We start from the raw sequence: 13,686 nt of genomic DNA, 5'->3' as shown, positions 1-13,686 counted from the left end.
AGTGAAAAGGCTTGCGATTATCGCAAGCCTTTTTAAGTATTAATCTAAACGGTAGATCTCCATTATGTTTTCAAGTGCTTTTATGAAATCGATCTCAAGGTCAATTAATTTACCGGAATGAATATCGAATACCCAACCATGTACAGTTAGGTTACGTTCGGTTCTTGCTTTTTGTACCTCGGCAGTTTTAATAACATTGATGCATTGCTCTTCTACGTTAAGCTCAACTAATCTTTTATAGCGTGCTTCCTCGTCGGCAATGGCGTTTAATTCGTCTCTGTGTGTACGGTATACATCACGTATGTTCCTCAACCATGGATTTAAAATTCCAAGGTCGGCAGACTTCATAGCTGCCTGTACACCGCCACAATAATAGTGACCGCAAACAACAATGTGATTTACCTTTAAGTGCATAACTGCATAGTTGATTACAGACATTACACCCAGATCTGTATTCGGAACCATGTTGGCGATGTTTCTTAACACAAACACCTCACCCGGTGCAACCCCCATTAGTTCTTCAGCTGTAACACGGCTATCAGAACAACCGATATAAAGAATATCAGGAGTTTGGCCTTTAGATAAATTATTAAAATAGTCGGGTTGAACGTTTAATTTTTTCTGAACCCACTCTTCGTTATTTTTAAAGATCTTTGAAATATCCATAGGTTAAAAATTTGATGGAACTTACGTTTAATTGTTTGTTGAGTAATTGATGCAAGGTAGAAAAAACTTGAGAAATCTGTTACGTTCCGATTACTCCGTATGTCACAACAAGCTATATTAGATTCTTGTTTTAAGGCGACTTGCAGAAAACACCAATCAAATTATTTATCAGGTTTCGCGTTGCTGTTAGGCCCGAGCTGCGTGCCCATTAAGCCATTTTCAGGCCATGCACCAATAGTATCAGCATCGCTGCCGTCTTTCTTACGGACTGGTAGTTGATAACTTGCCGTAGCCGGCTGCAAAGACCATTTTCCAGGCCTACCGGTAACATCAGTTGCAGTTATTTCTAAAGAGAATGCGTTTTGGTTTGCGTTAATTGATGCTTGCCATAGGTTACCTGTGTTAGTTAACTTAATTGATTCACCTGAACCCACATTACATTCAACTTCTTTTATTGCTTTGGCACCAAGCGTTGTTACAATCATTTCAAATTCGTCACCAACCAATTGTTCTGAATCATTTAGTAAGCGCTTGTCAACCGGCCAGTTCACCAAAACCATCGGAAAGGGATCGATTAAGTTTTTAAACATCCAGCTCACGGCTCCATTGTATACAGAAATTACTGAATAGCCAACCGGCCCTTCCTCGATCTGCCCGGTTGACCGGGTTGCCGTAAATATGGTTTCTCCATTATTGGCGACTTCATTGTAATGGGTATGGCCCATATCTACCAACGTTACTTTATGTTCATCAAGCAACTTGTTGAGTTTTTGCTGTTCTTCGGCTTCTTTCAAATCAGATGGAAAAGTATGCATGAAAACCAGTTTTGTTTCGCCCGCTTGGCTGGCTTTTGTTAGTTCCTGCTCCAGCCAACTAAATTGCTTTTCACCTAACCTGAAATCCGGGCCGCCGCTTCCGTTGCCGCATACATCTATAAAAATGCACCTGTTGCCTTTATGTACTTTTGAAAAGGGCAGTTTCTCAGTCAATGGCATTTGATAAAAGTTAGCAAGGCTGCCCTGCTCCATATCATGATCTCCGGCCAAAATGTAAACCGGCACGCTCAGCATTTTTAATGCTGCCGCCACCAGGTTATATTGTTCGGGTTTTCCATTATCAGCGTTATCGCCGGGCAAAACAACAAAGTCTATTTGATCTTTCAACTCCGTTTCTATCTGGGCAACAATGGAGAGCATGTCAACGTAGTTTTGCTCTTTAGCTTTTGTAATGTGAAGGTCGCCTATATGGGCGAAAATTAGTGGGGTATTATTCATAACAACGGTTTAATCGGCAATTATTTTGATATATCGCAACGGTAAACAAAGCATGTTTCCAAGCGTCAATTTTCAACAGGACTGCGTGCCTTTTTGTTCCTTGTAAATGAACAATTAATCGAATTTTAATTTTCAAGGTATCTTATCTTACCGCAACAGGTAAAAGTAGAGAGTTAAACAATCGGAACTTGTACCACAGCTTTAAAATGGAAATCACTGCTGTCCACATTTAGAGTTCCACCATGCAATAGGGTAATCTCTTTCACTAACCAAAGGCCTATGCCAGATCCATTGGCGCGAAGATCTTCGCGATGAAAAGCCTTTTGCAGATCTGCTGTAGGCAGGCTTGCTTCTTTTATGGCATTTGTAAACGTGATCTCGATGATTTTTTTCTCTGACGGTTGTCTGATAGTGCAATTTATCTCGGTGTTAGGGATGGCATATTTTAATGCGTTTTCCAGCAGATTTAAAAGCAGAATGTTGAGCTTATCCTGATCAGCAGATATAGTAAAGCTCTCCATATCTTTATCAAAATTAACGACGGATTTAAGTGCTTTTTGCTTAAATAGCGGCTGTAGCTTATTAAATAGTTTTGGAACCACTGCAGAAAGATCAGTAGGTTCTTTGTAAAGCGTGATGCCACTATTTTTTAACTGACTTATCAATAAAAATTCCTGTACAACCTGCTGTAACCTGTCAATCTCTACCAATTGGCTTTTTAACAACTCTACAACCTTATTGTCAAGACCCGGAGTGAGTAATTGGACTTCAATTTCCGCACGCATTATAGCAAGTGGTGTTTTAAGCTCATGAGAGGCAGATGCAAAAAAAGCCTGTTGCTGCTGCAGCGATTCGTCAATCCTAACCAGCATGGTATTGATAGTTTCGGTAAGTTCCTGCAATTCGTCATTGGTTTGCTTTACCGGTATCACATCACGCAACTTATTGGTATTGATCTTCTGCGCGGCGTTGATTATCTTTTGTACCGGTTGAAGCAAATAGAAGGATAGTACGTAGGCAATAAGACCGGCTAATAACACGCTGATCAAACTACAAATAAGCAATAGCCAAAGCAGGTACTGCAGGTTATCGTTCAATGTTTCTGCGCTGCGCACCAGCACTATTTCCGACGGGTTATCCTGATTGCTGCTTGTAACGTAAGCCACCCTCATGCCAAGCGTGTCGGTAACGCCTGTCTTATGCGGCGTTTTAATTTTCTTGATAATACCAGGCGATTCAAATACTGTAACGGGCTTTCCATCCGCGTGATAAAGCACGCGGATATAAGTATTATTATCTGGCAGTGGAATTATAACCGGAGAAATATCTGTTTTATCCAGCAATGTTTTGGCGCGTGATAGCAAATAAGCATTATTGTCGCTAATGATGAGGCTTTTTATTTGCTTGTAGCAATATAGGTTAAAGGACGAACTGAGCACTATAAAGATGATGCTGAACGCTATGGTAATTTTTAACTTGATCCCAAATTGCCGCATCAACATCATAAATTATCCTTTTGTAACATCGCCTTTTAATACGTAACCCCTGCCAATAACAGTATGTATCAACTCCTGGTGATAGCCCCGGTCCATTTTTTTTCTAAGCTGGTATAAATGCACTTCAACAATGTTGCTGCCGGGGTCAAAATTCATGTCCCAAACTTTTTCGAGTATCTGCGATTTTGTTACCACTTTATTTGGGTTGGAGAGGAGAAATTCTAATAGCGCAAATTCCCGGTTGCTGAGCAATATTTGTTTACTGGCCCTGTAAACCTCTCTGCTTAGCAGATCTACTTTAAGATCTGCAACCTGCAGTTTTAATGAATCCTGTACTAAGGTGCGTCGTTGAACGGTGCGCACCCTGGCTAACAACTCATCAAGGTCGAAGGGCTTTTTTAGGTAATCTATTGCACCCAGGTCAAGCCCTTGTATCACATGCTCGGTGTCATTTAGTGCACTCAGTATAATAACAGGTGCCTTATTATTAAAACTCCGCAGGTTTTTTAATACTTCAAAGCCATTTAGGTTAGGCAACATCAGGTCTAACAAAATAAGATCATAGCTACCCACCATTGCAGTTTCCAAGCCTTTACCGCCATCCACAACATGGTCGCAGGTATGGCCGGCGTGTTTTAAACCTTCGGTAACAAATCCGGCTAATTTAAGCTCATCTTCAACTAATAATATTTTCATCTAACCAGATATGTTTTATTATCGATACTAATACTTAAGACAATGTAAACCTTATCGTGATTTATATTTATAAAGCCTTGGTCGTCAGTCCGATGCACAGCTATCAGATCAAATTGCTTGCTTTGCTTTATCAACGATGAGATATTATCAACAAGGCCCGGCTTAAAATGGAACAACAAATCGTTTTTTCTTAAAGCTACGATGCCTCCATATTTATCAGTTAGCACAACAGGACTGCTTAATTTAAATTGTTCTGTATTATGATTTGGAACATCGGGCGGTGGCGGAATATCTTTTAACAAATCACTTTTCCCGGTTATGCTGTTTTTTATCGCTATCAACTGATAACCTACTTCCTCATCATTTGGGTGTATTGCATAAGTTACCGTTACAGAGTCGCCAATCTTGGTAGTTTGCGTAATGGCCTTTGCCATGTGCGGGCGAAAATCAAATGTTTTAACACCTGCCGGTGACGTTTTTATTTGAATAGCGTTAATATCCAAATGAGGGTTTGATCTATATGATTCCACCACACCGGCAAGTGATCTTATCCTATCCACCATTTTCGGTTTGGGAGGGCCATCTTGCAGCGGCGGTTTGGGTAACAATGGGATTGGGGGCTTTATTAAAAGCCAGATGATAACCAACAACAACAAAACAATAACAACCAGTAACGGGCGGTTATTGCCTGCTGCAAAAAGCTTACTGCATGATCGATCTGTTTGCTCCTCTTTCATTAAGCATCAACTGAAAGTAATTCTCAGGTAACAGAAAAATGTAAAAGAGGTTCTTAAACTGCCTAATAAAAAGGAGAGAAGATCAAATGACCTTCTCTCTCTTAAAAGATTAGCGAACCAAATATGTTTGCCCGTTTACTTCAAGCGTTTGTGCTCGCACAATGGTAGGGGCACCTGAAGCCAATACCACTCCTGATGGCGGCGAATCTTTGAAACCTGTAACTTTCACCTTGTCGCCGGATTTTAAAGACGACTGTAATTGTTCAACTGCAGGCGGAGGAAGTTCTATTTGTAGATTGTTGCCCAAGGTGATTGCTCGTATGGCACCGCCCTGGTCTCTTTTAAAATCCCTGATGCTACCTGTAAAAGTTGCAGCTGCTTCTGCTACCGGCTGAACAGGTAGTGCGGGTGGCGTATCTGTTAATTGTTTTCCACCCGCAGAAACGCTTACCAGTTGAAAAGCATTGACACCATCCGGGCCATTTTCTGTAAAGCCTTTTACCGAAACCGATTCGCCTTTGCCTGCGGCACTCATTAACTGTTTGCCCATATGTTCAGGAAACCTGACCGTTACTGATTGTCCACCGGTTTGCATTGTAAAGCTATTGTAAGCATAGCGGTCGTTGGTTTGGTATGCAGTAACCTTTCCTGTTAAGGTAGTTAAGGTGCGCAATCCAAAAGCACGACCCGGGCCTGCATCTGGTCTGCCCGGCGGCGGCGGAGGTAATTGGCCGGGGCCGCCAGCCGGTGGTGCAGGTAAGTTTCTGTTAGCTGGCGCTACTTGTGCAAATGCCATGCTGGTCATTAAAGCTAAACTGGCTGTAATGGCTATCTTTTTGATTTGATTTTTCATATTCTCTGTTTTTGATTTGAATTAATTTATAATCCAAAATTACCCCTGCGGGCTGAAGAGGGTATGAAAAGCAAATTAATTTAAATTCATACGCAACCTTAGTATCTTACAATTCGATTTTTGATACTGACCTCGATTTTTTAAAACCAATTTTATATTTTACTGCGTAATTAATAAAAAGATAACCTGCCCCTAACATGGAGATCAAAGACCAGCAAGCTACACCCGAACAGAAAGCCGCAATCAGAAAACTTCATAACGAGGAAGCCAGAAAACTTAAAATAAGCGGATACATTATAGGAGCCGTTGCCTGTATAGTTACATCTTTCCTGGTAAGGCTAAAAGCTTTTGATTTTATAGGTAATTATCATGGCGTGCTGGATAATATATTATTTGCAGCCGCGCTCAGTTTCGGCGTACTCATTATATCAAGGGTTATTCAAACGCAAATAGCTAAAGGCACACTGGAAAAAGGCTTGTTGTATAATCTTATACAATTTACCCGGCTGGTGACCTTCATAGTAATCATATTCATATTTATATCATTCTTAAATGCCAACTGGTACACCGCCGCGGTATCATTAGGGCTAATATCTTTATTACTGGGCTTTGCTTTACAAACGCCAATTGCCTCCCTTATTGGATGGTTTTATATTGTGATGCGCGGCCCTTTCAAGGTTGGCGACAGGATACAAGTTGGCGGCTTTAACGGCGATGTAGTGGAGATAAATTTCCTGGATACCACTTTGTGGGAATTCTCCGGTAATTTAATGACCAGCGACTTGCCGAGCGGAAGGTTGATTCGATTTCCTAATAGCCTTATCTTTCAAAACCAGGTTTATAATTACTCATGGCAGCGCTACCCTTTGGTTTGGAACGAAATATCGTTTTACATCACATACAAGAGTGATCTGGATTGGGTTGAGAATATCGTGAGGAGAACGTGCCTTGGTCAGTTAGACGAAAAAACCAAGGAGCACGTGCAGGATATGCGCGACCTGATATCAGAAACACCTGTAGACGATATCGATATCAAGGAATTCCCGTTCGTTAATTTCAGGATACACGAGAACAACTGGGTAGAAGTGGTTCTGATCTATATTGTCGACCCAAAACAGTCTTCTCAAATGCGTAGCAATATTGTTAAAGCCGTAATTGCCGAACTCAACGCAAATCCCGAAAAGGTTGCCTTTGCGCCTGAGGGCAGTTAGTTTTTTTCGTAAAACTGGTTAACGTGATACGGCGGTTCAGAATTAGAATTTTCTAATACTGAATTAGAATCCTTTAATGCAGTACAAACGCATTTTACTGCCGCTTACTTTTGCCAAAAAGTTCATGAAAATTCTATTGCTCGAAGGCGATCCAAGAACGGCGACCATTATTAAAAATAGTTTGGCCGAGCATGCTTATGACGTTACTCATTTAACAGAAGGTACGCTTGATGAAACAGTGGCTACAAGCAAAAATTTCGACCTCGTTATCCTTGATATCGTACTGCCGCATATAAGCGGATTAGAACTGTGCAAACGCATCCGTAAAGAAAAAATAAAGTTGAAAATACTGATCCTTAGCGCCCTTAGCGGTGTTGAAGACAGAGTAAAAGGGCTGAATTGCGGCGCTGATGATTATTTGGGAAAACCATTCCATTTTAGCGAGTTACTTGCCCGCATCCGGGCGCTTACCCGCAAATTTGATGAGGATGAGGAAGCTGAGCAATCTTCATCGGTAATATCGTTGGCAGATCTGACACTTGATGTGCAGTTTAAAACGGTAACCAGAGCCGGTAAGGTGATTCCTTTAACCTTAAAAGAGTTTAAGCTATTAAGCACACTGCTTTATAACAAGAACCGTGTTTTATCGCGTGAGCACATAGCTAAAGAGGTTTGGGGCCATTGTCTTGAAAATCAAACAAACCTGATAGATGTTTATATCAATTACCTGCGTACCAAAATAGATAGGGGATTTTCTAAACAGCTTATCTATACCATGATAGGTGCGGGTTACGTGATCAAAGATTAAAAACCTGATAATCCCGGTACATAGCTGCCCTTATAAAGTCAGTAAGTCAATAGCGGTTACACTGTTAACCTGCAACAAAGTCACCTTTTTATTGAATTTTAATTCTATTTTCAGCTTTACGATTATCAAATTTCTAATCGCTATTTAATTCTAATCTAACCTTGTTCCAATACCGCCAATATAGCTTTGGTCAATGAATTTAATACCCTCAATTTACCATATGAACAGATCGGTCATCAAAATTATCCTGCTATCTGCAGGGTTATTCAGTCTATCGATAAAAACATACGCCTTAGCGGCGCTACCACAAACAGAACCCGTTGCAGATACTTTAAAACTAAATATTAAGGATGCTGAGAATCGCCTGTTACAAAACAATTTGCAATTCCTGGCTCAAAAATACAATGTAAATATCGCCGAAGCACAGGTTATTACGGCTAAGCTTTTCCCTAATCCTGATTTTAGCTTTACCAACGGTATTCATGCTACACAAGTTGCCAATGCGGCAAGCCAGCAATCTGCTACTTTATCGCAATTGATACAAACTGCGGGCAAACGCAATAACAGCATTCAATTGGCTAAAATAGGTGTAACTCAAAGTAAATACCAGCTGTTTGATCTGCTGCGTACGCTTAGGTATACACTTAGAACAGATTTTTACAGCATATACTATCAGCAGCAATCAGCCAAGGTTTACCAGGAAGAGATCAATTCGCTTGCGAAAACGCTGGAAGTTTTCAAGCAGCAATATGCGGCAGGCAACATCGCTCAAAAAGAAGTGCTTCGTATTCAATCACAGCTTTATTCATTACAAGGCGAATACAGCAACCTGCTTACCAGCATTGATACCACGGCATCAGAATTTAAATTGCTTATCAGGGCAAACCCGGATCAGCCTGTGGCGCCCGTTATAGATATTGATAGCGATCAGCAAAAGCTTACATCAGTGCCGTATCAGCAATTGATAGATTCTGCAAACGTGAACCGCTATGATCTCAGGCTTGCAAAATCGCAGGTTGATTACAATAATATCAATCTTAAGCTGCAGAAAAGCATGGCCGTGCCCGACTTTAGCTTATCTGTAAACTATGATAAGCTGGGTAGTTACGGTAACAACTTTATTGGTGCGGGTATCGAGTTTAACCTGCCATTTTTCAACCGTAATCAGGGCGGTATAAAACAGGCCAGGTTGGCCATATCGCAAAGCCAGTTACAATTGCAATCGCAAACGGATGCTGTACAAAGCCAATTAAGCACCTATTACAGATTGGCACAAAGGCAGGAACAGCTTTCAAACAGTATTGATCCATCTTTTGATAAGAATTTCACCCGTCTTATTAAAGGCGTGTTTGATAACTATCAAAAACGCAATATCAGTTTGCTTGAGTTTTTAGATTTCTATGATTCTTACAAGAACACCACCCTGCAGATCAATAACTTAAAGCAGGCAAAGATGGCCTCTTTAGAGCAACTTAATTACGTTACCGGAACCCCATTTTTTAATAACAAATGATCACGTTTAACACCCCTATAACTTATATGAAACAGCGTTTCAACCTGCGGGCAATGTATGTTCCTGCTGCCTTTTCACTGCTTTTATTGAGCGCTTGCAACAGCCATAAAGAAAATACCGACGAACGCCAGCCCTATGTAATACCAGATTCATTGGCGCGCACACTTAAGGTTGATACGGCAACAACATCAAACGTAACCGATGCCTTGAAATTTAACGGTATGGTTGATTTTGATGCCGATAAGGTAGCCAACATTTATCCTTTGGTTAGTGGTACTGCCAGCGGCATCACAGTTATGCCGGGAGACTATGTTAAGGCAGGCCAGGTACTTGGCACCGTTAGCAGTAGCGAGATGGCTAATTTTTCTTCGTCTTTAGTTAATGCCGAAGCACAGGTAACGGTAGCCAAAAAGCAACTGGATCAGCAGAAGCAACTTTATAATAGCGGCCTTGCATCGCAGGTTGATATTACAACCGCGCAAGCCAACTATACCGAGGCTGAAGCAGCACTGATTGCTGCAAAACGAGTGTTAAGCGTAAATGGCAACAATACAAATGGTAAATATCTGATCAAAACACCGGTACCGGGATTTGTAGTTCAAAAGAATGTGAACAACGGCACCAATATCCGTACGGATAATAATGCCCCTTTATTTGTGGTATCAGATCTCCAAAGTGTATGGGTACAGGCAAACGTTTACGAGGAGAACATCAGCAAAGTACACAACGGGGATACTGCAGAAGTTTCTACAGTAGCTTACCCCGATAAAGTTTTTAAAGGTGTGGTTAACCGTGTGATGAATGTTTTAGACCCAACCACAAAAGTAATGAAGATAAGGGTGGTGCTTAATAACCCAGGGTATTTATTAAAGCCGCAAATGTTTGCAACGGTAGCTATCAATAATACTGAATCGCAACAGGCCACAACCATAGCCAGCAGTGCTTTAATTTTTGATCATAGCCAATACTATGTGATCGTTCTACACCCTAATAATAAACCGGAATTGAGGGGGGTTGATGTGATCAGCATTAATGGCAGCAAGGCCTATATCCGTAGTGGTGTTAAACCTGGCGACAGGCTTGTTGCATCTGACGCGATACTCATATACGGTTCGTTAAATAGTTAATTCCCAATCTAAGTATATTCATATGAACAAGATGTTAAAGGGAATTATCGGATTTTCCCTCAAAAATAGATACCTCATTATTTCGCTTGCAGGGTTGCTTGTAGTGGTCGGTTTAATCACATTCAGCCAGATGCCGATAGAAGCCTTCCCTGACGTGACCAATACAGAGATTGACGTTATAACTCAATGGCAGGGGCAAAGTGCAGAGGAGGTTGAGAAACTGGTTACCATTCCGCTGGAGATAGCACTTAACCCTGTTCAGCAAAAGGTAAGCTTAAGATCATCAACCATATTTGGCTTAAGTTACATCAAGATCATTTTTGATGATGATGTGAAAGACCCCGCGGCCCGGGCCCAGGTGATGAACCTGTTGCAAAATGCAAATTTGCCTAATGGGGTACAACCCTCTGTGCAGCCGCCGGTTGGCCCAACCGGCGAGATATTCCGTTATACGCTTAAAAGTTCTGTACGTGATGTAAGAGAGCTTAAAACCTTACAGGACTGGGTGATCGATAGAAGATTGAGAGCCATACCGGGCATAGGCGATATCAACGCGTTTGGCGGTAAAACCAAAACTTACGAGATAACAGTTGATCCTAAGAAAATAACCAATATTGGCATTACGCCTCTTGATGTTTTCACGGCTGTACAAAAAACGAATATCAACGTAGGTGGGGATATGATCGTTCAAAATCATCAGGCCTTTGCTGTACGTGGTATAGGGCTGTTAAATGATATCAACGATATTAAAAACATTATTGTAACCAATAATAATGGCGTGCCGGTTCTGGTAAAGGATGTAGCTGATGTACAAATATCTAACCTGCCAAGACTTGGCTGGGTAGGCCGCAGCGATGCAATTGACAGCCCGGATGGTAAACGTAAAGTTTTAAATGATGATGATGCTGTTGAGGCGATCATCGTGATGCGTAAAGGGGAGAACCCAACCAAAGTGGTTGCTGCGCTTAAAAAGGAGATAGATCATCTAAATAACGATGTTTTGCCTGCTGATACCAAGATAGTTCCATACTATGATCGTACTAATCTTATCAACTATGCAACACACACCGTATTACATAACCTGATAGAAGGTATTTTATTGGTAACGCTGCTTGTATCGCTATTTATGTTTAACTGGCGCACAACGCTCATCGTTTCCATCATTATACCCCTAGCTCTGTTATTCGCTTTCATCTGCCTGCATTTAATGGGTATGTCGGCCAACCTGCTTTCATTAGGCGCAGTCGATTTCGGTATCATCATAGATGGTGCCGTAGTAATGGTAGAGGGGATGTTTGTATATCTCGAGCATAGATCGACATTGCTTGGCACCGAGCGGTTTAACAAACGGTTCAAATCAGGCATTATTAAGAACCAGGGTGCAATATTGGGTAAGGCTATCTTTTTTGCCAAGCTTATTATCATCACTGGCCTGCTGCCAATATTTGCTTTCCAAAAGGTAGAGGGCAAACTATTTTCACCGTTAGCTTACACTTTAGGTTTTGCTTTGCTGGGTGCGCTGATAACTACGCTTACGCTTGTACCGGTATTGATAAGTATGCTTTTGCGTAAAAATATCCATGAAAAGCATAACCCTATCGTGCATGGACTTACTAAGTTTATGCTTTCGGGCTATGTAAAAGCCTTTAAACGTAAAGAAATTGTGGTAACTGCATCGCTAATTGCCATGGTTGTTGGGTTGTTCTCGTTCTCTTTTTTAGGTTCGGAGTTCTTGCCGGAATTGAACGAGGGTTCCATTTGGTTGAGGGTACAGTTGCCATATAGCGTTTCGCTTGATCAGTCTGTAGCGGTATCTAAACAGGTGAGGCAGATATTAATGACCTTCCCCGAGGTAAAATATGCGGTATCGCAAACCGGCCGACCAGATAATGGTACCGACGTGGCGGGTTTTTACAATAACGAGTTTGACGTTATTATGTATCCGGAGGAGGATTGGAAATCTAAGGTCTCCAAAGAGGAACTGATAGACCAGATGCATAAGAAACTGGGAGTTATACCCGGCGCGGATCTCAACTTCTCGCAGCCTATCAGCGATAACGTGGAGGAGGCCGTTTCAGGCGTTAAAGGCTCCATCGTGGTAAAAGTTTATGGCGATTCGCTGAATTATATGGAGAACCGCGTAAATAGCATTTATAAAGTTTTGAGAACCGTTAGGGGTATCGAGGACCTCGGCGTACTTAAAAGCATTGGTTTGCCTGAGCTTGATATACACCTGGATCAGCAAAAGATGGCGCAATATGGCGTTAGTACTGCCGATGCAAACTCCGTAATAGCAATGGCAATAGGCGGGGAGGCTGCATCAACGCTTTACGAGGGCGTGCGCACCTTTGATATACGAGTGAGGTTCCCGGAAGCATTCAGAAAAACACCTGACGATATTGGGAATTTACTTGTGCCCACCATGAGTGGCGCTAAAGTATCGATCAATGAGATCGCTGAGATATCACAAAAGACCGGGCCCTGTCTTATCTTCAGGGACGGAAATGAGCGTTATGCTACGGTTAAATTTTCTGTGCGGGGCCGCGATATGGGTAGTACCATTGCCGAAGCACAGAAAAAGGTATCTAAACAGGTGCAGGTTAAACGAGGTTACCGTGTAGAGTGGCAGGGCGATTTTGAGAACCAGCAGCGTGCAACAAAACGCCTTACACAGGTTGTACCTATTAGCTTAGCGTTGATCCTGTTGCTGCTGTTCATCATGTTCGGCAACATCAAGGATGCTGCACTGGTGTTCTTAAACGTACCATTTGCCATAGTAGGCGGTATTTTAGCTTTATTAATAACAGGCACTAACTTCAGTATATCTGCGGGTATAGGATTTATCGCGCTGTTTGGTATTTGTATCCAGGATGGCGTGTTGTTGATAACGGTGTTCAAGCAGAACCTGGAGAACCTTCATATTGGAGACCAGGCTTTGTACAATGCCATTAAAATGGGGGTACACTCGCGTATCCGCCCGGTTATGATGACGGCCATGATGGCAGCAATAGGTTTATTCCCTGCTGCAATTTCACATGGCATCGGTTCAGAAAGCTCCAGGCCGTTGGCAAGGGTAGTTATCGGCGGTATCTTGTGTGCAATGATCTTTAGCCTTTGGGTGTTCCCGCTGATATTTGGCTGGGCATATCGCAAAGTTGACCCTACTACAAGATAAAGACATTTAAAGAAGTATATACCCCATCTACTATAAGTGCAAAGCTTCGATGGTTAATAGCCATCGGAGCTTTTTTAGTTTTTACCTTTCCAAACTAAATTTGGCGCTTGTTGTTTCTGTTTTGATTTAA

General features: G+C 41.7%; 11 protein-coding genes. 5 read left to right on the top strand and 6 right to left on the bottom strand.

All coding sequences use genetic code 11. The features are described from left to right. Positions 1 to 39: 39 nt before the first annotated feature. The 6 genes from FPZ42_RS11630 to FPZ42_RS11605 all read right to left on the bottom strand — a co-directional run bounded on the left by FPZ42_RS11630 (position 40) and on the right by FPZ42_RS11605 (position 5,722). Positions 40 to 666, bottom strand: a complete 627-nt coding sequence (locus FPZ42_RS11630; protein WP_146271530.1) for a carbonic anhydrase — start codon at positions 664 to 666, stop codon at positions 40 to 42. Positions 667 to 827: 161 nt separating this feature from the next. After that, entirely contained in the window at positions 828 to 1,940 is a 1,113-nt protein-coding gene (locus tag FPZ42_RS11625) for a metallophosphoesterase family protein (protein ID WP_146271528.1), read from the bottom strand. 173 nt (positions 1,941 to 2,113) lie between these two features. Beyond that, positions 2,114 to 3,445 carry an ATP-binding protein gene (locus tag FPZ42_RS11620; RefSeq protein WP_146271526.1) on the bottom strand — a complete coding sequence of 444 codons (1,332 nt, stop codon included), beginning with the start codon at positions 3,443 to 3,445 and terminating at the stop codon, positions 2,114 to 2,116. A gap of 3 nt (positions 3,446 to 3,448) precedes the next feature. Continuing rightward, positions 3,449 to 4,132 (bottom strand): response regulator transcription factor, encoded by a 684-nt coding sequence (locus FPZ42_RS11615; protein WP_146271524.1) that lies wholly within the window; start codon positions 4,130 to 4,132, stop codon positions 3,449 to 3,451. After that, entirely contained in the window at positions 4,129 to 4,869 is a 741-nt protein-coding gene (locus FPZ42_RS11610) for a hypothetical protein (RefSeq protein WP_146271522.1), read from the bottom strand. Before FPZ42_RS11610 ends, FPZ42_RS11615 begins: the two co-directional genes overlap by 4 nt. A 109-nt stretch (positions 4,870 to 4,978) precedes the next feature. After that, positions 4,979 to 5,722 carry a hypothetical protein gene (locus FPZ42_RS11605; protein WP_146271520.1) on the bottom strand — a complete coding sequence of 248 codons (744 nt, stop codon included), beginning with the start codon at positions 5,720 to 5,722 and terminating at the stop codon, positions 4,979 to 4,981. A gap of 197 nt (positions 5,723 to 5,919) precedes the next feature. On the opposite strand from FPZ42_RS11605, the gene FPZ42_RS11600 reads away from it, so the two are divergent. The 5 genes from FPZ42_RS11600 to FPZ42_RS11580 all read left to right on the top strand — a co-directional run bounded on the left by FPZ42_RS11600 (position 5,920) and on the right by FPZ42_RS11580 (position 13,556). Continuing rightward, the gene (locus FPZ42_RS11600) at positions 5,920 to 6,933 is read left to right on the top strand and encodes a mechanosensitive ion channel family protein (RefSeq protein ID WP_146271518.1); all 1,014 of its coding nucleotides are present in this window, start codon (positions 5,920 to 5,922) and stop codon (positions 6,931 to 6,933) included. Between the two features lie 76 nt (positions 6,934 to 7,009). Beyond that, positions 7,010 to 7,741, top strand: a complete 732-nt coding sequence (locus tag FPZ42_RS11595) for a response regulator transcription factor (RefSeq protein ID WP_222431571.1) — start codon at positions 7,010 to 7,012, stop codon at positions 7,739 to 7,741. Positions 7,742 to 7,961: 220 nt separating this feature from the next. Beyond that, the gene (locus tag FPZ42_RS11590) at positions 7,962 to 9,254 is read left to right on the top strand and encodes a TolC family protein (RefSeq protein ID WP_186458751.1); all 1,293 of its coding nucleotides are present in this window, start codon (positions 7,962 to 7,964) and stop codon (positions 9,252 to 9,254) included. Positions 9,255 to 9,280: 26 nt separating this feature from the next. After that, entirely contained in the window at positions 9,281 to 10,381 is a 1,101-nt protein-coding gene (locus tag FPZ42_RS11585; RefSeq protein WP_146271514.1) for an efflux RND transporter periplasmic adaptor subunit, read from the top strand. Positions 10,382 to 10,403: 22 nt separating this feature from the next. Next, on the top strand, positions 10,404 to 13,556 hold the full coding sequence (locus FPZ42_RS11580; protein ID WP_146271512.1) for an efflux RND transporter permease subunit: 3,153 nt from the start codon (positions 10,404 to 10,406) through the stop codon (positions 13,554 to 13,556). Positions 13,557 to 13,686 lie beyond the last annotated feature (130 nt).

Origin of the sequence: Mucilaginibacter achroorhodeus, from assembly GCF_007846095.1 — a bacterium.
GTDB classification, from domain to species: Bacteria; Bacteroidota; Bacteroidia; order Sphingobacteriales; family Sphingobacteriaceae; genus Mucilaginibacter; species Mucilaginibacter achroorhodeus.
This window is presented reverse-complemented; position numbering and strand designations above follow the sequence as displayed.

What these genes read in the sequence shown, in the direction of transcription:
- FPZ42_RS11585 (WP_146271514.1), top strand. Translation starts at nt 9,281, where the DNA reads ATGAAACAGCGTTTCAACCTGCGGGCAATGTATGTTCCTGCTGCCTTT.
- FPZ42_RS11625 (WP_146271528.1), bottom strand. Translation starts at nt 1,940, where the DNA reads ATGAATAATACCCCACTAATTTTCGCCCATATAGGCGACCTTCACATT.
- FPZ42_RS11630 (WP_146271530.1), bottom strand. Translation starts at nt 666, where the DNA reads ATGGATATTTCAAAGATCTTTAAAAATAACGAAGAGTGGGTTCAGAAA.
- FPZ42_RS11595 (WP_222431571.1), top strand. Translation starts at nt 7,010, where the DNA reads ATGCAGTACAAACGCATTTTACTGCCGCTTACTTTTGCCAAAAAGTTC.
- FPZ42_RS11590 (WP_186458751.1), top strand. Translation starts at nt 7,962, where the DNA reads ATGAACAGATCGGTCATCAAAATTATCCTGCTATCTGCAGGGTTATTC.
- FPZ42_RS11605 (WP_146271520.1), bottom strand. Translation starts at nt 5,722, where the DNA reads ATGAAAAATCAAATCAAAAAGATAGCCATTACAGCCAGTTTAGCTTTA.
- FPZ42_RS11610 (WP_146271522.1), bottom strand. Translation starts at nt 4,869, where the DNA reads ATGAAAGAGGAGCAAACAGATCGATCATGCAGTAAGCTTTTTGCAGCA.
- FPZ42_RS11620 (WP_146271526.1), bottom strand. Translation starts at nt 3,445, where the DNA reads ATGATGTTGATGCGGCAATTTGGGATCAAGTTAAAAATTACCATAGCG.
- FPZ42_RS11615 (WP_146271524.1), bottom strand. Translation starts at nt 4,132, where the DNA reads ATGAAAATATTATTAGTTGAAGATGAGCTTAAATTAGCCGGATTTGTT.
- FPZ42_RS11600 (WP_146271518.1), top strand. Translation starts at nt 5,920, where the DNA reads ATGGAGATCAAAGACCAGCAAGCTACACCCGAACAGAAAGCCGCAATC.
- FPZ42_RS11580 (WP_146271512.1), top strand. Translation starts at nt 10,404, where the DNA reads ATGAACAAGATGTTAAAGGGAATTATCGGATTTTCCCTCAAAAATAGA.